Annotated in this window: 25 protein-coding genes; 20 read left to right on the top strand and 5 right to left on the bottom strand. The window is 43.6% G+C overall.

What is annotated here, in order from left to right:
* Positions 1-6 precede the first annotated feature (6 nt).
* Positions 7-867, top strand: a complete 861-nt coding sequence (gene atpG, locus ACH0BF_RS04800; RefSeq protein WP_120035273.1) for an ATP synthase F1 subunit gamma — start codon at positions 7-9, stop codon at positions 865-867.
* Positions 868-934: 67 nt separating this feature from the next.
* On the opposite strand, the gene ACH0BF_RS04795 is transcribed toward atpG, so the two are convergent.
* Positions 935-1,114, bottom strand: a complete 180-nt coding sequence (locus tag ACH0BF_RS04795) for a hypothetical protein (RefSeq protein ID WP_406908968.1) — start codon at positions 1,112-1,114, stop codon at positions 935-937.
* A gap of 90 nt (positions 1,115-1,204) precedes the next feature.
* On the opposite strand from ACH0BF_RS04795, the gene atpD reads away from it, so the two are divergent.
* From atpD to spoIID, 6 genes are all read left to right on the top strand, one after another.
* Positions 1,205-2,623, top strand: a complete 1,419-nt coding sequence (atpD, locus tag ACH0BF_RS04790) for a F0F1 ATP synthase subunit beta (protein WP_120035271.1) — start codon at positions 1,205-1,207, stop codon at positions 2,621-2,623.
* Between the two features lie 22 nt (positions 2,624-2,645).
* A complete protein-coding gene (locus tag ACH0BF_RS04785) occupies positions 2,646-3,053 on the top strand; it encodes a F0F1 ATP synthase subunit epsilon (protein ID WP_120035269.1) in 408 nt (135 codons plus the stop codon).
* Between the two features lie 118 nt (positions 3,054-3,171).
* Positions 3,172-3,408 (top strand): DUF1146 family protein, encoded by a 237-nt coding sequence (locus ACH0BF_RS04780; RefSeq protein WP_120035267.1) that lies wholly within the window; start codon positions 3,172-3,174, stop codon positions 3,406-3,408.
* A 210-nt stretch (positions 3,409-3,618) separates the two neighbouring features.
* Positions 3,619-4,338: a YwmB family TATA-box binding protein gene (locus ACH0BF_RS04775; RefSeq protein ID WP_340852007.1), complete on the top strand. Its 720-nt coding sequence runs from the start codon at positions 3,619-3,621 to the stop codon at positions 4,336-4,338.
* 29 nt (positions 4,339-4,367) lie between these two features.
* Positions 4,368-5,684: a UDP-N-acetylglucosamine 1-carboxyvinyltransferase gene (gene murA / locus ACH0BF_RS04770; RefSeq protein WP_120035263.1), complete on the top strand. Its 1,317-nt coding sequence runs from the start codon at positions 4,368-4,370 to the stop codon at positions 5,682-5,684.
* 276 nt (positions 5,685-5,960) lie between these two features.
* On the top strand, positions 5,961-6,971 hold the full coding sequence (gene spoIID / locus ACH0BF_RS04765) for a stage II sporulation protein D (protein WP_406908985.1): 1,011 nt from the start codon (positions 5,961-5,963) through the stop codon (positions 6,969-6,971).
* A 24-nt stretch (positions 6,972-6,995) separates the two neighbouring features.
* On the opposite strand, the gene ACH0BF_RS04760 is transcribed toward spoIID, so the two are convergent.
* Positions 6,996-7,430 (bottom strand): VanZ family protein, encoded by a 435-nt coding sequence (locus ACH0BF_RS04760; RefSeq protein WP_259455632.1) that lies wholly within the window; start codon positions 7,428-7,430, stop codon positions 6,996-6,998.
* A gap of 175 nt (positions 7,431-7,605) precedes the next feature.
* Here ACH0BF_RS04760 and spoIIQ point away from each other — a divergent pair, with 175 nt between their 5' ends.
* The 9 genes from spoIIQ (at position 7,606) to ACH0BF_RS04715 (ending at position 13,744) form a co-directional block, all read left to right on the top strand.
* Positions 7,606-8,520, top strand: coding sequence for a stage II sporulation protein SpoIIQ (spoIIQ, locus tag ACH0BF_RS04755; protein ID WP_120035259.1), 915 nt, complete (start codon positions 7,606-7,608; stop codon positions 8,518-8,520).
* A gap of 322 nt (positions 8,521-8,842) precedes the next feature.
* Positions 8,843-9,124, top strand: coding sequence for a sporulation transcriptional regulator SpoIIID (gene spoIIID, locus ACH0BF_RS04750; protein ID WP_120035257.1), 282 nt, complete (start codon positions 8,843-8,845; stop codon positions 9,122-9,124).
* A gap of 208 nt (positions 9,125-9,332) precedes the next feature.
* On the top strand, positions 9,333-10,334 hold the full coding sequence (mreB, locus tag ACH0BF_RS04745; protein WP_340852011.1) for a rod shape-determining protein: 1,002 nt from the start codon (positions 9,333-9,335) through the stop codon (positions 10,332-10,334).
* Between the two features lie 241 nt (positions 10,335-10,575).
* Complete coding sequence (locus ACH0BF_RS04740; RefSeq protein WP_340852012.1) at positions 10,576-11,412, top strand: flagellar hook-basal body protein; 837 nt, start codon at positions 10,576-10,578, stop codon at positions 11,410-11,412.
* Positions 11,413-11,433: 21 nt separating this feature from the next.
* Positions 11,434-12,252 carry a flagellar hook-basal body protein gene (locus tag ACH0BF_RS04735; protein WP_120035250.1) on the top strand — a complete coding sequence of 273 codons (819 nt, stop codon included), beginning with the start codon at positions 11,434-11,436 and terminating at the stop codon, positions 12,250-12,252.
* 15 nt (positions 12,253-12,267) lie between these two features.
* Complete coding sequence (locus ACH0BF_RS04730; RefSeq protein ID WP_120035248.1) at positions 12,268-12,477, top strand: DNA-directed RNA polymerase subunit beta; 210 nt, start codon at positions 12,268-12,270, stop codon at positions 12,475-12,477.
* 14 nt (positions 12,478-12,491) lie between these two features.
* Complete coding sequence (gene fabZ / locus ACH0BF_RS04725) at positions 12,492-12,914, top strand: 3-hydroxyacyl-ACP dehydratase FabZ (protein ID WP_120035246.1); 423 nt, start codon at positions 12,492-12,494, stop codon at positions 12,912-12,914.
* Between the two features lie 258 nt (positions 12,915-13,172).
* Positions 13,173-13,571 carry a hypothetical protein gene (locus tag ACH0BF_RS04720; protein ID WP_406908967.1) on the top strand — a complete coding sequence of 133 codons (399 nt, stop codon included), beginning with the start codon at positions 13,173-13,175 and terminating at the stop codon, positions 13,569-13,571.
* On the top strand, positions 13,571-13,744 hold the full coding sequence (locus ACH0BF_RS04715; protein ID WP_182917036.1) for a hypothetical protein: 174 nt from the start codon (positions 13,571-13,573) through the stop codon (positions 13,742-13,744). Before ACH0BF_RS04720 ends, ACH0BF_RS04715 begins: the two co-directional genes overlap by 1 nt.
* Before the next feature lie 123 nt (positions 13,745-13,867).
* Here ACH0BF_RS04715 and ACH0BF_RS04710 read toward each other — a convergent pair whose 3' ends face one another.
* The gene (locus ACH0BF_RS04710) at positions 13,868-14,302 is read right to left on the bottom strand and encodes a YwpF family protein (protein ID WP_406908966.1); all 435 of its coding nucleotides are present in this window, start codon (positions 14,300-14,302) and stop codon (positions 13,868-13,870) included.
* 239 nt (positions 14,303-14,541) lie between these two features.
* Between ACH0BF_RS04710 and ACH0BF_RS04705 the strand changes: the two genes are divergently transcribed.
* Together ACH0BF_RS04705 and ACH0BF_RS04700 are read left to right on the top strand one after the other, a co-directional pair.
* Positions 14,542-14,907 (top strand): single-stranded DNA-binding protein, encoded by a 366-nt coding sequence (locus ACH0BF_RS04705; protein ID WP_120035239.1) that lies wholly within the window; start codon positions 14,542-14,544, stop codon positions 14,905-14,907.
* A gap of 26 nt (positions 14,908-14,933) precedes the next feature.
* Positions 14,934-15,083 (top strand): hypothetical protein, encoded by a 150-nt coding sequence (locus tag ACH0BF_RS04700; RefSeq protein WP_182917035.1) that lies wholly within the window; start codon positions 14,934-14,936, stop codon positions 15,081-15,083.
* Between the two features lie 133 nt (positions 15,084-15,216).
* Here ACH0BF_RS04700 and ACH0BF_RS04695 read toward each other — a convergent pair whose 3' ends face one another.
* Complete coding sequence (locus ACH0BF_RS04695; RefSeq protein ID WP_406908965.1) at positions 15,217-18,006, bottom strand: DEAD/DEAH box helicase; 2,790 nt, start codon at positions 18,004-18,006, stop codon at positions 15,217-15,219.
* Positions 17,999-19,636 carry a hypothetical protein gene (locus ACH0BF_RS04690; RefSeq protein WP_406908963.1) on the bottom strand — a complete coding sequence of 546 codons (1,638 nt, stop codon included), beginning with the start codon at positions 19,634-19,636 and terminating at the stop codon, positions 17,999-18,001. The genes ACH0BF_RS04695 and ACH0BF_RS04690 overlap by 8 nt, the downstream gene beginning before the upstream one ends.
* Positions 19,637-19,988: 352 nt before the next feature.
* Between ACH0BF_RS04690 and ACH0BF_RS04685 the strand changes: the two genes are divergently transcribed.
* Together ACH0BF_RS04685 and ACH0BF_RS04680 are read left to right on the top strand one after the other, a co-directional pair.
* Positions 19,989-20,183, top strand: coding sequence for a hypothetical protein (locus ACH0BF_RS04685; protein ID WP_120035233.1), 195 nt, complete (start codon positions 19,989-19,991; stop codon positions 20,181-20,183).
* A gap of 272 nt (positions 20,184-20,455) precedes the next feature.
* On the top strand, positions 20,456-21,865 hold the full coding sequence (locus ACH0BF_RS04680) for an N-acetylmuramoyl-L-alanine amidase (RefSeq protein ID WP_259455631.1): 1,410 nt from the start codon (positions 20,456-20,458) through the stop codon (positions 21,863-21,865).
* Positions 21,866-21,889 lie beyond the last annotated feature (24 nt).

Raw genomic sequence — 21,889 nt, 5'->3', positions numbered from 1 at the left:
GAACCAGTGGCATCGTTACGCGACATAAAGACTCGGATTACTTCTACTAAAAAGACGAGCCAGATCACAAAAGCGATGGAAATGGTTTCCGCTTCTAAATTGAACCGTGCCGAAACAAATGCCAAAGCATTTGTTCCTTACATGGAAAAAATTCAGGAAGTGGTCGCATCCATTGCTCTTGGCAGCAAAGATGTAACACATCCGATGCTAGTCTCCCGCCCCGTTAAAAAAACCGGGTATTTGGTTATTACCTCTGACCGCGGTTTGGCGGGAGCTTATAACAGCAGCATTCTTCGCCTTGTCAGCAACAAAATTAAAGAACGTCATTCTTCTAAAGATGAATACGTAATTATTGCAGTTGGACGTATGGGCCGCGATTTCTTCCTTCATCGGGGAATGAACGTGGGCTTAGACATCGTCGGCTTGCCTGATCAGCCTTCTTTTTCTGACATTAAAGATATCGCAAACAAAGCGGTCAGCTTCTTCTCAGAAGGAATGTACGACGAGCTTTACATGTACTACAATCACTTTGTCAGCGCGATTCAGCAGGATGTAACAGAAAAGAAAGTGCTGCCTTTAACGGATATTGCTACGTCTTCCCAAAAGCTTACGGCTTATGAATTTGAGCCGGCAGCTGAGGAAATTATGGAAGTTCTTCTTCCGCAATATGCGGAAAGCTTGATTTTCGGTGCGCTTCTTGACGGCAAAGCCAGTGAGCATGCTGCCCGGATGTCTGCGATGAAAACTGCAACAGACAACGCAAAAGAATTAATCGATACATTAACATTGCAATACAACCGTGCACGTCAGGCGGCAATCACACAAGAAATTACAGAGATTGTCGGCGGCGTAGCAGCGTTAGAGTAGTCTTGAAAAGCGAAAGCGGCCTGATCAGCCCGATAGGAGGTTGGAGGGCTCGATAAGGAGTCGTTCTTCAGACTCCGACAGAGAGACCAAAACTGCCGTACGGGCTGGCCGCTGCAGCTAGACCAGAAAAGCGGAAGGTGCTTATCCAGCGGCGTATGGACTGGACAGCTCCGCATGAGATAAAGGAAACACGAAGAGCGTGAGCGATCCGATGTTGACTTATCGCAAGAAGGAGCAGGAAGTCCACTAGCCGCTAAGCGCCTGCAGCTAGACAATATTACATGTAATGAATGATCACAACATGATAGATTGAGCGATTACGACAGGAGGGAAAGAGATGAACAAAGGACGCGTTCTTCAAGTTATGGGTCCGGTCGTTGACGTGAAGTTTGAAAGCGGCCAACTTCCTGAGATCTATAACGCGTTAAAAGTGCAAATTGCTGCACAAGCTGATAAAGACGCCGTTGAGTTAACGCTTGAGGTAGCTATCCATTTAGGCGATGATACAGTGCGTACGATTGCCATGGATTCAACAGACGGTTTACAGCGTAATACAGAAGTAATAGACATGGGTCAGCCGATCTCTGTACCAGTAGGAGACATTACACTTGGCCGTGTATTTAACGTACTCGGTGAAACAATTGACTTAAATGAAGAGATTCCTGCAACTGCACAGCGCAATGCGATTCACCGTGCAGCTCCTAGCTTCGAACAGCTTTCTACAGAAGTTGAAATTCTTGAGACAGGTATTAAAGTAGTAGACTTGCTTGCTCCATATATTAAAGGTGGTAAGATCGGTCTCTTCGGTGGTGCCGGTGTAGGTAAAACCGTTCTTATTCAGGAATTGATCAACAACATCGCTCAAGAGCACGGCGGTATCTCTGTATTCGCTGGTGTTGGAGAGCGTACTCGTGAAGGAAATGACCTTTATCACGAGATGAGCGATTCTGGCGTTATTAGCAAAACAGCGATGGTTTTCGGCCAAATGAACGAACCTCCTGGTGCACGTATGCGTGTTGCTTTAACAGGTTTGACAATGGCAGAATACTTCCGTGATGAGCAAAGTCAGGACGTTCTTTTCTTCATCGATAACATTTTCCGTTTCACACAAGCAGGTTCTGAGGTTTCTGCCCTTTTAGGCCGTATGCCTTCTGCGGTTGGTTACCAGCCGACACTTGCTACTGAAATGGGTCAATTGCAAGAACGCATTACATCTACAAGCGTGGGTTCTGTTACATCTATCCAAGCGATTTACGTACCAGCCGATGACTATACTGACCCGGCTCCAGCTACAACATTCGCTCACTTAGATGCAACAACAAACCTTGAGCGTAAGCTTTCAGAAATGGGTATCTACCCAGCGGTGGATCCACTTGCTTCTACATCTCGTGCCCTTTCTCCAGAAATTGTTGGGGAAGAACACTATAGTGTAGCACGCCAAGTGCAGCAAACATTGCAACGTTACAGAGAGCTTCAAGATATTATTGCTATCCTCGGTATGGATGAGCTTTCAGAAGAAGACAAATTGGTCGTGGCACGTGCGCGCCGTATCCAATTCTTCTTATCACAAAACTTCCACGTAGCGGAGCAATTTACTGGCCAGCCAGGTTCTTATGTGCCGGTTAAAGAGACTGTTCGTGGATTCAAAGAAATTCTTGACGGCAAATATGACCATCTTCCTGAAGATGCATTCCGCTTAGTCGGTGGCATTGAAGATGTAATTGCCAGCGCGAAAGAAATGGGCGTAGAGGTATAATAAGGGACCAGGGGGTTAAACAATGAAGACATTTAAAGTCAGTATCGTCACTCCTGATGGCCCGGCGTATGAATCGGATGTTGAAATGGTAAGTGCCAAAGCTCAGACAGGTGAGCTTGGTATTTTACCAGGGCATATTCCAATGGTCGCCCCTTTACAAGTTGGCGCTGTTCGCTTAAACAAAGGCGCTGGAAAACCTGATTTGGTCGCGGTCAGCGGCGGATTTTTAGAAGTCCGTCCAGATCAGGTGACGATATTAGCACAAGCGGCTGAAACAGCGGAAAATATTGACATTGCCCGGGCAAAAGAGGCTAAAGCAAGAGCAGAAAGCCGACTGAGCAATAAACAAGACAATATAGATTTTAAACGTGCTGAATTAGCATTAAAACGGGCAACTAACCGTATTGACGTTTATGAAGGCAGAGTATAACAATGAAAAACCTTCCGGAAACGGGAGGTTTTTCCTCTAAAAGAGAAGGAAAGTTGTCTGCTCTTCTTATCGTTAATATAAAATTGTTATAAATCTAGTCAATGAGGGAGGGGTGCAAATGATGGCAAATTTTGGGCAGGATGCATTGTTCAGTATCTTGTCACATCTTGTCTTTATCGGTTTATCCTTTTGGGCACTGCAGGCTATTCGGTTGGATCAATTGATTAAAGCCAACCATGTGTTCCAAGCGCGCCTGTTATTTATAGTGTTATCCATTGCGATCGGTTCATCGGTCAGCAATTTCTTCCTTGATTACTTCATGTGGTCCCGCCAATTGCCGCTTTTATTCCAATAAAATTTGAAAATAGTTCTTCTTACATGCTTGTATTTTTTTCTATTTTGTATATTATTTCTTTAGGGAGATTTATATCTCTCAAGGCTTCTATATAAACACAAGTGAATATTTGAACAATTGGCATTGTCGACAAAGCATGTAATTTGTCGTGTTTTTCCCTGTTTATCTTTTCCCACCCAGGTCACACTGGTAGTAAGGGAGAGGATATCAATGAATCTATTAAAAAGTAGATATTATCTGTTAATAGTTTGTTTCATTGTATTTTTAATGGGGAATAACACAACTGCAAGTGGCGAAGGCAGTTCTTTGCTGCTCTTAACTGACAGTGTGAATGGTGTGAATGGATCGATCGAAGAATGGACCTTACATACTCGCGAACGCTTGACAGAAGAGCCGGATGTGGCGGCTCACAGACTTCAAGCCTTCTTAACCGAATGGAAAGTTACGTCTCTTGATACGGCAAATACTCATGGCTATCTTTTTGAACACACACAAGGAACCGTTCAACAGAGGATCCAAGTGATTTCTTCTGACACAGCCGGAGGTGTTGCCTACATGCTCTATTCTGTCACTGCAGCCGATGAAAAGGAGATTAGATCCTTCTTGGCAAAAGAGTTTCAATCTACATATTCACAGATTTTCCATAGAACGCCACAGATTTTTACTTGTATCAAAGGGAAGTTTGATGGTACACTTGAAGAAGTTTTGTCAAATCAACTTGATAAATTACTATCGAACTGGAAAGCTGAAAAAAGAGAAGCTGTTTCTGAAACGGACTTCTACTCTTTATCTATTTATTCGGAGCGTTTCACGAGCAATCTTCCGCTCTCGGATCATGAAATGAATGTACAAGTTGGACTAAGAAAAAAACAGAGAGGCACTGAGACGAATTTTGTGATAGGCACGCCTCTCATTACGATTGAATATTAATATATAAATTGGATGCGGAGGGGAAAAGTTTGGAAAAAATTATCGTCCGCGGCGGTCATAAATTAAGCGGAACTGTGAAAGTAGAAGGCGCAAAAAATTCAGTTCTGCCGGTCATCGCCGCTACATTATTAGCCAGTAAAGGGAAGAGTGTGATTCGGGATGTACCGACTCTCTCTGATGTATATACAATAAATGAAGTACTTCGTCATCTAAACTGTCAGGTTCACTTTGAAAATAATACAGTAACCGTAGACGCATCTGAAGAGTTGTTCGTTGAGGCGCCATTTGAGTATGTACGCAAAATGCGGGCGTCTGTTCTTGTCATGGGTTCATTGCTTGCACGTACAGGAAAAGCAAGAGTGGCTTTGCCAGGCGGCTGTGCCATTGGCTCGCGCCCAATCGATCAGCATTTAAAGGGATTTGAAGCGATGGGTGCGGTTGTAAGAGTAGAAAATGGTTTCATTGAGGCTGAAGTGACAACACGATTAAAAGGAGCAAAAATCTATCTTGACTTTCCAAGCGTAGGGGCCACGGAAAACATTATGATGGCCGCTGCTTTAGCTGACGGCACGACTGTACTTGAAAATGCAGCTAAAGAACCGGAAATTGTAGACCTTGCTAACCTGCTGAATGCGATGGGCGGAAAAGTAGTCGGTGCCGGTACGGAAACGATTCGAATTGAAGGTGTCAATGAGCTTCAGGGAGCTGACCATACAATCATTCCTGACCGTATTGAAGCTGGAACCTTTATGGTAGCTGCTGCTATTACAGGCGGCAATGTACTTGTTCAAGGGGCTGTGCCTGAACATATGTCTTCATTAATTGCCAAGCTGAAGGAAATGGGCGTGCAAATTACAGAAGAAGAAAACGGTGTGCGCGTGGTTGGTCCTGAAGCTTTGAAGGCCGTTGACATTAAAACAATGCCTCATCCAGGATTCCCGACAGATATGCAATCGCAGATGATGGCTCTACTGCTAAAAGCACAAGGCACGAGCATGATTACTGAAACGGTATTTGAAAATCGTTTTATGCACGTAGAAGAGTTTCGCCGCATGAACGTCAATATTAAAATTGAAGGCCGTTCGGTCATCATTAACGGCCCGGCAGACATTCAAGGTGCAGAGGTGGCAGCCACTGATCTGCGTGCAGCCGCTGCGTTAATTCTAGCAGGCCTTGTTGGAGAAGGTTATACACGCGTAACAGAGCTGAAGCACCTTGATCGTGGATATGTTAATTTCCACGGCAAGTTGGCCGCTCTCGGCGCAGATATTATTCGAGTAAAGGAAGAAGAGGAAGAAATGCCGACTTCATCTTCTGAAAAAATCATTACAGATATTAATGCTTAATTTTCAAAGAGGCTGTTCTGCTAGTTTGCAGAGCAGCTTCTTTTTATTTATTCATTTTGCAGCAAAAGGTGACTACTACTTACCTAATACATGAACCATTTGGCCAAGCGGATCTATGTGGATGTATGATGCGGATAGAAACAGCAAGCAAAAGCCTTGATCCAACATCAGAAAGTAAGGGAGAAAGAAAAAAGTCATATCGATACAGTGCCTGCCATATTCTTAAATGTGAGCATTCACTTTGTGCTCAATACTATAAATGGAGGCCTCTTTTTGATGAAAAAACGACACTCTATCTCCTTTCTCCTTGCTGGACTCATTGCAGTTGCTGTTATTGTTCCCTCGCTACTCGTTATTTTGTTTTCATCAGAAGAAGAGGAAGCAGCCGAAACAACCAAGAAAAAAACACCTGAAGCAGCTTTGCAGGAGCCGGCTGTAGAAGTAGCAGTATTTCGCTCAAATACTAAGCAGACGGAAACTTTTCCGCTTGAGGAATATGTAGCCGGGGTAGTGGCGGCAGAAATGCCAGCTTCATTTGAAAAGGAAGCACTAAAAGCCCAAGCTTTAACAGCGAGAACATTTGTGGTCAAGCAGATCATGAGTGGCAGTAAAGTCAATGGCCAGGCAAATGTGACAGACACTGTTGCTCACCAAGTATTTAAAACAAAGGAAGAGTTAAAGAAAGTCTGGGGGAATGATTTTACATGGAAATCCGAAAAAATTGATGAGGCTGTACAAGAAACAGCAGGACAAATTATCACGCACAATGGCACCCCGATTACCGCTTCCTTCTTTTCAACGAGTAACGGCTACACAGAGAACTCAGAAGACTACTGGAATGAGCCGCTTCCTTATTTAAAGAGTGTAGCAAGTCCTTGGGATAAAGCTTCTCCTGAATATAGTTCTAAAAAGGTGATGCCGCTCGCCGAGTTTGAAAGGAAACTGGGGGTATCTGTAAAAGAAACAGCAGAGGCGGGTACAATTACTGCTCGTACTCCAGGAAAACGCATTGCCTCAGTAAAGATTGGCGGAAAAGAGTTTTCGGGAAGGGAAGTACGTGAAAAACTCGGACTAGCTTCGTCTGATTTCAGCTGGGTCATGAAGTCGGGGAATATGATTATTACGACGAAAGGCTATGGACATGGAGTGGGAATGAGCCAATACGGCGCAAATGGCATGGCAAAAGAAGGGAAAAACTACAAACAAATTATCGCTCATTATTATCAGCAGACGAAAATAGAGAGCGCCGAAAGCTTTGTGAAAGAAAAAGTGACAGCAAAAAAATAACTCCTTGTTATCTGACACAAGGAGTTAGGAGCTTGCCCAATGAGTGAACTTGTTCATTAGACGACTGATTAAACTGTCCGGCCGCTGAAAATACGTAAATTGAACGATAAAAAAGCAGACGAGTACTCCTGTCACGTCTTTTACTGCGTCAATGACCGTAGCGGAACGCGACGGAACAAACGCCTGATGAATTTCATCAATAAATCCATAGAAGCAGGCAATTAAAGCGGCCGCCAAGTGAACGGTGCTTGTGAAGCGCCCATGGGCTAAAAAAGCATTAACAATTAAACTATATAAAATCGCAAATTCAATTAAATGTAGGGATTCTTTAAAAAAGCGGTCTACCTCACTTTGAGGGAGTTCAATGATCACATTATCCGGCATACTAGACATCATCCATACGGCTGCCATATAGAGAAAAGGAGCAATAGTGGACAAGCTTTTTGCCAATCTTTTCAAATAGATACACCACCTTAACTGATTATAAGATTTATCCCATTCTATCATGATTTGTCACTCTCTCATTTTCGGTTTTGTGGCATATTTATAACGTTTTTTCCAAAAACGAAAATTTTTCCAAATGGAGGTATAGATTCATTGGAAAGTGTTCACACTGGTTGCTGAGGTGATGAACATGAGAGAGGGAGAAAAGAAAAACACTTCTCAAAAACTGAAAAAAATCTTTAAAAACCGCTGGGTGTTCCCTGCTATCTACTTAATGAGTGCCGCAATTTTAATTTCAGGCATTGTCTGGTACCAAATGGCAGGCCCGGGGAAAGAGCAAGTGAAAGGCCCGAAAGAAAGTGCTGTAGATGAGGAAATGTTTAATCAGCCGGCGGAAGAAGTCAATTCATCTGTGGAGCAAATGGCTTTGCCTTTAAAAGATGAAGACAAAGCAGTCATCAAAACCAACTTTTATGATGAGAAGGCCTCTGAAAAACAACAAGAAGAAGCTCTTGTAGTCTATAATAATACGTACCAGCCAAACACAGGAATTGATTATGCAACAAAAGAAGGCAAAACATTTAATGTTACAGCCGCTTTAAGCGGAAAAGTAACGAAGGTACAGGAAAACGATGCTTTGCTGGGCAACGTTATTGTGATTGAACATGCTGATGGTTTTGTCACGCAGTATCAATCAGTAAAAGATATTAAAGTAGCAGAAGGCGATCAAGTTTCCCAAGGGGATGTTATCGCAAAAGCTGGTAAAAGTCTCTTTAACGAAAAAGCAGGCACTCATTTGCACTTTGAAGTGCGCAAAGATAATGTAGCTATCAACCCACTTGAATGTTTTAATAAAACGGTAGCGGCGATTGAAGAATCAATTAAGCCGGTACAAGCAGAAAAATCCACTGACAGTGCAACAGAGGAATCTACCGACAGTACGACAGAGGAGTCCACTGACAGTGCAACAGAGGGATCTACCGACAGTACGACAGAGGAATCCACTGACAATGCGACAGAAGAGTCAGTTGAAGAAACAGAAGAAAGTCCTTCTAGTCAAGAACAGAATAGCAGCACGATTGAAAAGGATGACAGCAGCTCATAATGGGCTGCTGTTTTTATTTATTCTATGCAAATGGAACCTGGCCATTTTTAATTAAAATTCCCTACTCCTGTACATATTTTCCTGCCAACCCCAATATAGTAATAATAAAACCTGTATAAAGCAAAAGGGATGGTTTGAGGTGAGGAGTCGTTAGACGAACAAATACCTGATGATAACAAGAGCAGTCTAGTTGCCGAAGAGAAGAAAGTGAGAGCTTTCTTTCCGCGTGCAGGCACTGCTGCATGCGGGTTTATATTATTTCATTCAAGCGAAAGCGAGTCTCATTTCACACGTCTCACATCCAATGAAGGAGGCGAGCGGTGTGCACGATTACATCAAAGAGAGGACAATCAGAATTGGTAAGTATATCGTGGAGACAAGGAAAACCGTGCGGGTGATCGCAAAAGAGTTTGGAGTATCGAAAAGTACTGTGCATAAAGATCTGACGGAGCGGCTGCCGGAAGTGAACCCAGAACTTGCTCAGCAGGTGAAAGAAATTCTGGATTATCACAAATCTATTCGTCACCTGCGCGGGGGTGAAGCGACAAAGAAAAAGTATTCAGACGCATTAAGAAAAGCAAGTGGTTCAGGAGCTGAAGTATGATCATTCGCATAAATAAAAAAGGAAATCTGCCTCGTGGGGCGGATTTTTTTGCGTGTGAAGAAATGAGAAAATTTACAAATAATCCGGCTTTTTCATGTCAAGTATGGTAGAATAAAAAATTGGGAACTCTTTCTGATTCATACGAAAATAGACATAAAAAGATGGAAATAAATAAAAACTATTTAATAAAAAAAGGGGGGCTGCTCTAATGATTTCAAAGGACATTGGAATTGATTTGGGGACAGCAAATGTATTGATTCACGTGAAAGGCCAAGGAATTGTATTAAACGAGCCTTCAGTCGTGGCCATTGATAAAAATACGAATAAGGTCCTTGCTGTAGGTGAAGAGGCACACCGTATGGTCGGTAGAACGCCAGGAAACATTATAGCTATCCGTCCACTAAAGGATGGGGTGATCGCCGATTTTGACGTAACAGAATCGATGCTAAAGCATTTTATGAACAAGCTGAACTTAAAAGGTTTGCTTTCAAAGCCGCGCATCTTGATCTGCTGTCCAACGAACATTACGAGCGTGGAGCAAAAAGCGATCCGTGAAGCTGCTGAAAAAAGCGGCGGGAAAACTGTTTATTTAGAAGAAGAACCGAAAGTGGCAGCGATTGGAGCAGGAATGGATATATTCGAACCGAGCGGCAACATGGTGGTTGATATCGGCGGCGGTACGACGGATGTCGCTGTTCTTTCCATGGGTTCGATCGTGACAGCTGCTTCTATTAAAATGGCCGGTGACAATTTTAACAATGAAATTTTAAATTACATTAAGAAAGAGTATAAATTGTTAATCGGGGAACGCACAGCTGAAGACATTAAAATTACAATCGGCAGCGTCTATCCAGGCGGACGCAGCGAAGAGATGGAAATTCGCGGCCGTGACATGGTTTCTGGTCTTCCGCGCCTGTTAGTGGTTAATTCGGAGGAAATTGAAGGAGCTCTTAGAGAGTCGATAGCTGTAATTGTGAAAGCGGCAAAAGATGTGCTTGAAAAGACGCCGCCTGAGTTATCCGCTGACATTATTGACCGCGGCGTGATTTTAACCGGGGGCGGTGCGTTGCTTCACGGCATTGATCAGCTATTGGCCGAAGAGTTGAAGGTGCCGGTATTTATTGCAGAAAATCCAATGGATAGCGTAGCAGTAGGAACGGGCATCATGCTTGATAACATAGATAAATTGTCAAAAGTAAAGTTAGCATAAACGAGATGAGCGGCTCATCTCGTTTTTTTAAATTTTTATTTAAATGAGCAAATGTTATTAACTTTTTCTAGTTTTTGGCCGATGAAAAAGAGTGATATAATAAAGCAAACATAGGACTAAAAATTAAGTAGATAGACTGAGATGGAAGTTATATAGAAGAAAGATCAGCACTTGCGAGTTGCTTCACGGTTTCTGGAATGTCAATGTCAAGAGAAGATCTTATTTTTGATGAGGTGGATATATGTTTCGCGGATTTTATACAGCAGCTTCGGGTATGATTGCCCAGCAGCGGCGAACTGAAATGCTTTCTAATAATATGTCAAATGCCAATACTCCCGGCTATAAAGCGGATCGTTCTTCCTTGCGCGCTTTTCCGGAAATGCTCTTGCAGCGGATCGATCAAGGATCTGTGCCTATTCAGAAACAGTTGAATCTCCCGTTTCACCAGCAAATAGGTTCCTTGAATACTGGAGTATATATGCAGGAAACGATGCCTGACTTTTCTCAGGGAGATTTACGGGAAACAGGCTTAAAGACGGATGTAGCTCTTTTAGATGTCAATGTACCTGTGAATGAAGATACTGGACAAAGGGGAATGACATTCTTTAAAATACAAGGTCAAGACGGCGTTCAGCGTTATACGCGAAATGGCAATTTCACATTGGATAACGCCGGTTTTCTAACAACAGCGGGTGGTCATTATGTTCTTGATCCAGCTGGAAACCGTATTCAGCTAAATTCAGACAATATAATGATTGATGAAAATGGCCAGATTACAGAAGAAGGGGCACCAGTTGGCCGGATCGGCCTGGCTTTTGCGGAAAATCCCAATCTTTTAATAAAAGAGGGAAACGGCCTGCTGCGTTTGGAGAATGGCACGCTTCCTGAAGTGGATGCCCGTAATGATGTGCAATTCCGCATGCAGCAGGGGTTTCTGGAAGGCTCCAATATAGACACTGCCCGGACGATGACGGATATGATGTCTGCCTACCGGACATTTGAAGCGAACCAAAAAGTATTAGCTGCTTATGATCGCAGCATGGAAAAGGCCGCTAATGAAATCGGCCGAGTGAATTAATCTTCCGGGAGAGGATACTGAATGAATCAAACATTAATTACATCTGCTAATACATTAGGTCAGTTGCAGCAAAAGCTCGATATACTAAGCCATAATATTGCCAATCTTGATACAAACGGATACAAGCGCCGAGAAGCCTCTTTTACAGATCTGATAAACCAGAATGTAAACAATATGCTGCGCACAGACGCAGAGGGTGGCCGTTTAACACCAAATGGTATTCGTGTCGGAACTGGCGCAAAGATTAGCCAGTCACAATTAGTGGGTGTGCAGGGGAGTATAGCGCAGACTGGCCGCAAACTAGACTTTGCTTTCACAAAAGAAAATCAATTTTTTAAAGTACTCGTTCAGGAAAATGGACAAGGCAAAGTTCATTATACGCGTGATGGATCATTTGCAGTTACTCCCGTTAATAACAACGAAGTCATGCTTGTGACTAAAGAAGGCCATCCTGTTCTCGGAGAAGACAATCAACCAATTACTTTCAATCCGAATAATGGGGATATTACGCTTGAGGCGGGCGGCAGGTTGCGCGTTGGTGGACAAGCATTTAACATTGGAGTAGTAGAAGTCAGACGGCCGCAATTTCTAACGCAGGTAGGGTCGAATTTATTGACGATGCCTGATAATCCGGCTGTCCCAGAAAATGAAATTGTACAGGAAGTAACCGCAGCTAATCGGACAAATGTTGCCCTCCAGCAAAGTGCACTCGAGAAATCGAATGTTGATTTTGCAAAGGAAATGGCAGATTTGACAAACGTGCAGCGGGCCTATCAGTTTCAGTCCCGCTCAATCTCTCTGGCCGACCAAATGATGGGGCTGATTAACGGCGTACGCTAGAGGGGACGAAACAATGTGACTGAAGATTTGCAAAGAAAGAAAAAAAAGCGTACCAGGCTCACACCTCTTGGCCGGTTTGTCGTGAATTTGTTTTTGCTCGCACTCTTTGCAACAGTAGGAGCCATAGTGGGCTACAGTGTCGTCGGGAATGGAAACCCGCTTGAGGTTTTTCTGCCCGCAACATGGATACACTTAGTAGAGGTACTGGTAAATAGCTTATTATGACCTGGAGGAAAAAGATGCTAGATATTCAACAGATTAAAGAAATTATCCCGCACCGCTATCCATTTTTGCTTGTTGATAAAGTCCTTGAAGTAGAAGAAGGAAAGAGAGCGGTCGGTATAAAAAATGTAACAGCCAATGAAGAGTTCTTTAATGGCCACTTTCCGGACTATCCGGTGATGCCCGGCGTGTTAATTGTTGAAGCTCTCGCCCAAGTAGGAGCGGTGGCCATGTTAATGAAAGAAGAGAACCGTGGCAAGCTTGCTTTCTTTGGAGGCATTGACAGTTGCCGTTTCAAACGCCAAGTAGTACCTGGTGATCAGCTGCGCCTTGAAGTGGAAATGACGCGCTTGCGGGGGCCTGTTGGAAAAGGGAAAGCTGTTGCAACAGTAAATGGTGAACTTGCTTGTGAAGCTGAAATTACATTTGCCTTAAAATAAGTAAAATAAAAACAGAGAGACTCTTGCTCTCTGTTTTTATTTTTTGGCATTTATATAAGAGAATGATATGATAGTTTAAAGATTATAGGCAGGCAGCACTATAGCCGAGCCAGCCCTTTTTCCTGAAAGCCATTAAAATTTTCCTACATTTGTTTTTTTGAAAAAACTTTGTCAAATCCTGTATAGATGTGATAAAGTAATAGATGTTACCATTTTCACAGGGTTTCATCAAGACTCTCTAGGAGGTACTTGTTGTAAATGTTAAGCAGTTTATCGCAAGGTATAAAAATAAGTATCACTCGTTCAATTAAAATAGCATTTGAACAATATATGGCTAAAATTTCATGGGATGAAAAAGCATATCGCTTTGAAGATTTCATGGATGAGTGGAGAACTTACATTCATACAAGCTCCTCTTGGTATAGCAAGGTGGACAGCGAAATGAAATCAAGCCCCGAGTTCCATGAAGAGCTGGCTGCAAAGATTAATGAAGTCATTGAAAAAGTCTTTTCGGAAGAGCCTACAGCAGAGCAGCTCCAAGAACTTGCTGTTTTGCAAAAGAAAATGGGTACTGATTTTGACTTTTCCTGCCGATCAGAAGCAAAGTTTTATATTGAGCTTTTAACTGATCAGCTAAAAAAAAAGAAGAGCAGCTGATGCCAGCTAATGAATTAGAGCTATCTCTTGCTGCCATTCTTTATTATCAGGTCTATGAGAAAGAATTACCGGTCCGCGCCTATCGAAAGCAGGACATTCAATATATAATCCAAAAACTCTATCATACAATCGATACTGGCCAGAATGACCTTGAGTCTGGCCTTATCCACTAAAGAGCGGCTGCAGAAAAGCCAGCTCTTTTTTTATAGCCTTCTGCTCGTCCACACTCAGAGGATCAATTATGAGCCGGGTCAATAGAAAAAGCCATCCGGTCTGATAATCAGGCCGGATGGCTTTTAGTTTTTTTTCACGGATGGAGCATTTTTTCTCTGCTTCAAGCAAGTATTAAATGAATCGATTAGATCTTCCCCGCTTAATCCTTTGTGTACAAGATCGGAAAGAACCTGCTTAGCGTATTCATTTCTCATTTGCCGAAGCCGTCCTTCAAGGAGGATGCTGAGACCGCCCTCTAAATGGTTTAATCCTCTCACTTGGGCGAAAAAGAGTGCTGGGTCATTATTCGGATGAGTAATCAGCACCTCAACCTTTAGCTCGTCTTCTTGTTTTTTACATTGATGGAATACTTCTTCGTACTTTGGATGAACAAATAGTTCAATCAGCCAGGAACGCTTGTCATCTTCTCTATTAATGATCAACCCATCTAGTAACTCGATTTCTTGGGCTTCGTTTTGCCCGGCAAGATAAAAGCCGGCAATTTTAAAGGTTTTCATGCAAATAACGCTCCCTTCCTTTTCAATGGCTTCCTAATAGAAAGTATAGCACGTTCCCATAAAGAACCATACAAACTTGAATGGGTGGGTTTTTTACGTTCTAAAGAAGCATTTGTCTCTTTTTGCAGATAAACGTCAATTATTTGTAAAATATGGATGCTTATATCTGAAATGTCGTTTTTACTCTTCATGCCCGCTTGATTATGATAAAAGCATCTTAACAGAAAGGAGGGACAGGGTTGATTAACCAAGTGACACTCGTTGGCAGGCTGACGAAAGATCCCCAAGTAAAATATACGGCGGATGGCCGTCCATTCTTAAATATGACGGTGGCGGTAAGCCGCCCGTACCGCAATCAAGAGGGGATAGCAGAAACCGATTTTATCTATTGTACGGTTTGGAACCATTCAGCGGAGAATACGGCCAAGTACTGTCAAAAAGGATCGTTAATCGGTGTGCTTGGTACCATTCAGACACGGAATTATGAAAATAAGGATGGGAAAAAGGTGTATGTAACAGAAGTAAGCGTTCATACGGTCCGATTTATGGATAAGAAACGCTCCGGCACTTCTTCCGAGCTCCTGCCGATTTTGCCCATACCTTAGATGGAAAAGAGAAGAGGGAGAAAAGAATGATTTCAAATGAACGCCTGGAAAAAAGATTAGAAGAAGTAACCTACTGCCTCGGCAAAACCCTTGCCAGACTCCGCGTCGTTGAAGAAAAACTAAAACGTTTAGAACATCAGCACCTTCAGAAAAATCCACAGCCGGCTGCACAATGATCCATGATCCGTTGTAGATGATACCTCAATCATCCATTCAATTTAGCCGAACAGGCTCTACGCATAACGAATCCTCGAAATAGTCCTTCATAAAAGAGCCAGCTCTTCCTCAGAGCTGGCTCTTTCGCATGGGCTATCTCAATTCTAAAAGTTCCTTCAATTGATTATCAGTCATTTCTGTGATCCACTGGTCGCTGCTAATAATTTCATCATTCAGTGCTTGTTTTTTCTCTAGCATGGCATCAATCTTTTCTTCCAGCGTTCCCGTTGTGATCATCTTATGCACGTGAACGAACCGGCTTTGGCCGATCCGGTAAGCTCGGTCGGTTGCCTGGTTTTCAACGGCTGGATTCCACCAGCGGTCAAAATGGATGACGTGATTGGCGGCGGTTAAATTCAGTCCAGTGCCACCTGCTTTCAACGAAAGTAAAAAGACTGGGAAGCGGCCTTCTTGAAACTCGGCAACGAGGCGGTCACGCTGATCCTTGGACGTGCTTCCACTCAGGAAAGGAACAGTAATTGCAAATTGCTTTTCAAGCTCTTGCTTGATCATTTCCCCCATGCCAATATATTGAGTGAAAACCAGACAGGCTTCCTGACGTTCAATAATATTTCCCGTCAGCTCGATCAGCTTATTCATCTTTTCTGAACGTTCTACAATATGTGCCGGCTCCTGTTCTTTCAAATAAAGTGCTGGATGATTGCACAGCTGTTTAATTTTATTGAGCATTTGCAAAATGAGCCCTCGGCGTTCAAAAGCCGCCAGTCTTCGGATTTCTTCCATTGTTTCATTAACGAGCTGTTCATATAGCACCGCTTGCTCAGTTGTAAGCGGGCAATATTCTTTTTGCTCCAGCTTTTCAGGAAGATTCAATTCAACATCCGGGTCATTTTTCGTCCGCCGCAATAAAAACGGGCGAATTTTTGCTTGGAGCTGTTCAATTCTAGTTTTTAACCCATCTTTTTCGATCGGTACAATGTAATGTTTCTGAAAGTGAGCGAGACTGTTTAAATAACCATGATTTGTGAAGTCAAAGATGGACCACAGTTCAGCGAGTCGATTTTCCATTGGTGTCCCGGTTAATGCAATATGATGTCGGCCTTTTAGTTTGCGCACAGCACGGGATTGTTTTGTTTGGGCATTTTTTATATTTTGAGCTTCATCGAGCGCTACGGTATTCCATTCAATGGCTGACAAGGTTTCAAAATCGAGGTGAGACAGGCTGTATGTGGTTAAAACTACGTCTGTTTCACTGGCGAGCTGTTCAAAGCTTTCTCCCTGCTTCCGACTGTTTCCATAGTGAAGCATGACCCGTAGATTTGGTGCAAAACGCTCCAGCTCTTTTTGCCAGTTGCCAAGAACAGAGGTTGGACAAACAATCAGCGCCGGAGCTGTAGGCTGTTCTTGGCTTTTGACATGAAGCAAGTAAGAAATGAGCTGGATGGTCTTTCCAAGACCCATATCGTCTGCGAGTACTGCGCCAAATCCGCATGAGCGCAAGAACAACAGCCAGCTCATGCCAAACTGTTGGTATGGCCGCAATTCAGCGTGTAAATCAGCAGGGACAGACATGAGCGGAATAGAAGACGTGTCTTTTAACTGGGCCATCATTTTACGGAATGACCGGTTCAGTTCAATTTGAATATGAGCAAATAGCCGTGGATCGCTCCAGTCATCAGTTGGCTCTTCTTCAGGAACGAACTCTTGCTCCAGCAAATCTTGCAGCCGCAAGCCTTCCTTTTTGGCTCTTTTCATTAGCCCTTGAATCTTGCGCACCATTTCCGGGTCTAACTGAATCCATTCTCCATTTACTTTTACCAGCCGGCGATTGTTCGCAGCCAGCTCCATAAATTCTTCCTCAGATAAATCAGCGCCGTTCATCGACAGGCGCCAGTTAAAGTCAAGAATAGCCTGCAAGCCCACAAATGATGGCCTGCTCGTTGCTGTGGTAGACACTTTTGCGGATAATGACAAAGATGTATTCCGGATGGACTCCCACCAAGAAGGCAAAAGAATCGGAATGCCAAGCTGGATCAATTTTTCACTTGCTTCCGTCAAAAAGAGAAAAGCCAGCTCTTCCGACAAGCTCGAACAAAGTGATCCTTCTTCCTCCAACCAAGGGAAGAGCCGCAGCCAGCGTGCTTGTTCTTCCTCGGCTTCTGAAAGATAAAGTTGCCAGCTCTTTGGGATCTTTCCAACCAGAGGATAAATTTTTTCATTGTTTTTCCGACTAATGAGCACACACTCAAGCGTCCAATGATCATGATCATTTTCGGGTTCTGTCAAACGCAGACCGGTAGAGAACGGAGTGGCGCTGTCCTCCATGTTCAGCCATTCCTGCCAGCGGTCTGCATCGAAATAGCGGTTTAGCTCCTCCGGTGTCAATTTTCCGCCAGCTAGCCGGCTGACTTTTGCCTGAGCGCCACCGGCTTCTTTAAATGCTTGTTCCGCACACGCTTGAAAAAGTACAGCGACCAGCTCGCGATTGCTTATTCCTACAACCGCTTCCTCCCAAAAGTCAGGGGCGAATTCTTCCCAAACGGAGTCCGGCACTTGAAAAGAGAGGCCCTCTTCTGTAAAGTGAGGCACGAAACTCCCATCGGTAATCGCTTCATAGATAGCCGGAGCGGCAGCAAGGCTGAAATCCCCCACTTCATCCCATTCCCAACGGATAAAGCGGTTGAATTGTTCATTTTTAAATAGGGTGACCCATTGCCAGGAAGAGAGAAGAATCCCTGCTTCCCCATGGTAAGAAGCCTCCTCAAGCAGAGAACCATAAAAGCTCTCTTCATGACTGAGAAACAGTTGCTTTACCCACTCAGAGGGAGGGAGAGGGCGGCCATTTTCCGCGGCTGCCCGGAGAAAAAAATGTTTATCCTCAAGCCATTCCATATGAATTATGATTTTTCTCGTTTTAAGCATCCGTTAACTGACCCTTTCTGCATTCTTCCTGGAAAGCCCGCAGCCGTTTTTTCTTTTCCAGTAAGAGATGAATGTAGACGTCCCAGCGATCGGAACGTTTTAACTTTTTATATAATGTCCGCAGCCGTTTTAAATAGCGAACCGCTTTTTTGTAGCTGGCGCGATTGCGCTCTTCAATTAAACGAAGAATACCATGATGATAAAGCGGCAATACCTCCTGTGGCGCCTGCTTAGCTGCTTCCTTTAGCCCGTTGCGGTCAAGATCCGGCAGCTCACTATCCATCCATAATTGTAACTCTACCCATTCTCTGTATCGTTCGGTCTGAATGAAATAGAAGCTGAGCTCTGAATAGCTGTAGGGAAGCATGCGTTCCAGCAGGCTTTTATACAGCACAGGTTCTTTTTCGATGAGCCAATCAGAATCGATATAGGTTAAAAACCAATGGACAAATCGCCGGCTCTGTATGCTGCCGCTTTGTTCAAGCTGCTGCAAATAGCCTTCCAGTTTTTGATCGATAATTTTGATCAGCATTCGTGCCTTTTCATAGTATTTGCCATTGGATGCTTCCATGAGCCAGAAAAGGTATAAATCGACTCCTGTATCAGGTAGATGTTTAGCAAAGGCCATAAAGGTATCCAGCTCGTCTGCCAAATAAAGGTGGTGCAAGTAGCCAATAGATACGGTCAGCTCTTGCTTTTCCTGAAGCAGCGATTGCAGTCGCTGGCGCTCTTCGTTTCGCCACGCTTCTCGTTTGAAAAGAGTAGTCCATAACTGACGGTACAGATCGATGCGCTGGGCAGTAAACACCGTGCTCTCGGAAGCCAGAAGGGAAGCCGTTTCCTTACGCAAGTAATGAATATATGGATCGAATTCAAACGGCAGAGCGTGCATCCCGATATCTTCAGCCGCATCGGCTGCTTCTTCTACAATATAAAATAAAAAAGAGGAACAGGAGCGCTGCAACAATTCTTTAGAAAGTGTCGTTCCGCTAAACAACTTTGTGGTAAAGGTCAGCAATCCAAAGCTTACATACAATTCATAGAGCGGCTGCCATTCTCTTTTCGCTGGCCGCTGCTTTAATAAATACTCATATAATTGCTTCCCTTCATATTCAACAATATAGGGGTTTTTATGAACAGAACGGGCCGCCAGACGCTCCTCTGCTGCGTGTTCTATACGCTTCATCCAAGCTTCTGGTCCATCATTGGCCGCCATCGTTGTTTTTAATAAATCGCTGGCCCGCATCACACCAGGAATCGCAGCCGGATCAGGCTTTACTGTTTGCCAGTCACGTAAAAAGTCATAAGCAGACTTTGCCGTCTCCTGGCGAGCTTCGAAGAAAATTGCCAGTTGGTGAGCGCACCAGCCGTCTTGGGAGCAGGTGCAGCTGCTTAAATGAGGGGACGAGAGATCGAGGTGTACTTGAAATGATTCGCCATCAGGCTGTGCGACCGAACCACTGATGAGGCCGGTGGACAGGTGATTGAGCGCCACCTGCTCGTTTGAATATTGACGGAACCCCGCTTCCATAATTTCTTGATCCTTAGATTGAGCAGAGCTCAATTCTATCTTTAATTCTGCGCCGAAAGCATCCAGTTGACCCTTCAATGTTTCTAACTCAACCGCCATATTTGAGACCTCCTTAACCCTAGGAAAACTAGGGTTCTTTCTACAAGAAACAGGAAAAAATCTTTATTACAAAGCCGCTCTCATAGAAATTTCATATCTTTTCATTATAAAACAAAAAAGCAACAGAAAAAAGATGGTTTAAGAAAAGCGGAGAGCACCCGCCTATCGGCGACAAGCATAAGACGAGCCGGGTAGAAGGTTGTCCTGTAACCTTCTAACGGGATGGGCTTATGATCTCGAGCCGATGGTGCTCATAGCTGGCCAAAGAAAAGCGGAAGGCGCTTGTTCAGCGGCGTAGAGACTGGACGGCTCCATATGCGATAAAGGAAACACGAAGAGCGACAGCGATTCGATGTTGACTGATCGGAAGGAGGAGCAGGAAGTCCGCTGTCCAGCATGGGGGCATGTGGAAGAACCGCTCGTCAAACTCCGACAGAGAGCGAAACCCCCGTGCGAACTAGCAGGGATTGTTACAAATTTTTTAAGAAAATCAACTGATAAACGATATACAGCCAACGAATATATGACTCTATACCCTGGAGAATAGTTCTTTAATCTTGAGAGAAATTGGAATGTCTATGCAGGAGAATAGAGGTTTTCTTGCAAGAAAATAGATGAATGGGTAACAGGTAGAATATTTAGTATTTTTTCAACATAATTACAGTTATTACGACATTATGGCAAATTAAGGGTGAAAATACTTTTATTTAATTTGATAGTAATATTGTTCAATGAATTTTAAAAAGTAGATTTTGAGATTGGCGTTTGTTTTAAAATGAATATGTTAAAATGGAAAAAAATAAGAAAGGAGGTAGAGGTGTGAAAAAAAGTGCTTTTTTAGTCTTTTTGTCATTTCTATTGGTCATTCCTCTATTCGGAGTTAATAATACAGCTCAGGCTGCAACGAATTTTACAGATGTAGGTGCTTCCCACCGGGCGGCAAAAGAAATTTACTATTTGGCGCAAGGTGGAATTGCTCAAGGGGCTTCGGCTACTCAGTTCAGTCCGAATAAACGGATGACTCGAGCAGAGGCGGCTACGCTGATCGGACGTGCGCTTCAGCTGAATGGTACGAAACGGCCAACTTCTTTTAAAGATGTCGGTTCTGGAATGTTTGCTTCAGGCTATATCCAATCTGCTGCTGACAAAGGCATCCTTGCCGGGTACAGCGACAAATCGTTCCATCCTTACCAAGAAGTATCCCGCGGTGAAATGGCGGTAATGATTAGCAAAGCGTTTGGATATGAGTATGGCAACAAGCTGTCTGGTGCAGCAAATGCCCTGAAATCTCGCGGCATTGCTCAAGGGAAAGCAGATGGCTCTTTTGGTGCGGATGAACTGATTATTCGTGCGGACTTCTCCGTCTTTTTGGCGCGCGCTATTAATCCGCAATTCCGTTTAGTCGACAACACAGTGACGTTTAAAGATGCCCGCTGGATTAACGTAGACAGCTTAAATGTCCGTACAGGACCAAGCGATGCTTATCCGAAAGTGGGAGCAGTTAAACAAGATGAACAAGTGAAGAGCGCTTATAAAGTGGGTTCATGGAATTACATTAAATATGGCTCTCTTGAAGGATTTGTGCATGGTTCTTATTTGCGTAACACGGCTGAAGCAACGAATGCCGGCAATGTGGATCCGCGTATTGCCAAGCAAGTCATTGTTCTTGATCCAGGCCATGGGGGACATGATTCCGGTGCTACTGGATTTGGAATTTATGAAAAAAATGTCGTGCTTGACACAGGATTAAAGCTCAACAATTTATTTAAGAAAACACCTTTCCAAGTGAAAATGACACGTTCGACAGACAAATTTGTCGAATTAAGAGATCGTGTGAGCTTTGCAAAATCTGCCGGTGCGAATACTTTCATTAGCATTCATGCGAATGCCGGCGGCGGTACAGGATCAGAAACTTATTATTATTCCGCTTACAAGAATCCAAATGTTACAGACAGCAAGCTGCTAGCATCCAAGATTCAAGCCCGTATGGTTGCGGCATGGAATTTAGCAAACCGCGGCGTGAAAAATGGTAATTTCCACGTTATTCGTGAAAATACCATGCCTGCCGTTTTGGTGGAGCTTGGCTTCATTGACACGAAAAAGGACAACGATATGCTTCGTTCTGATTACTGGAGAAACGCAGCTGCCAAAGCGATCTATTACGGGACTTTGGACTACTATAAAGCCAAAGGTTACCAAGTTGATCCATTGTACGATGTGGCAAAATAGGAAATTTATAAAATAGAATTCTAT

The organism is Pseudobacillus sp. 179-B 2D1 NHS (assembly GCF_045370945.1).
In the GTDB taxonomy this organism is placed as follows: domain Bacteria; phylum Bacillota; class Bacilli; order Bacillales; family Domibacillaceae; genus Pseudobacillus.
The sequence above is the reverse complement of the archived record's forward strand: the minus strand, read 5'-3'. Positions and strand labels throughout refer to the sequence as shown.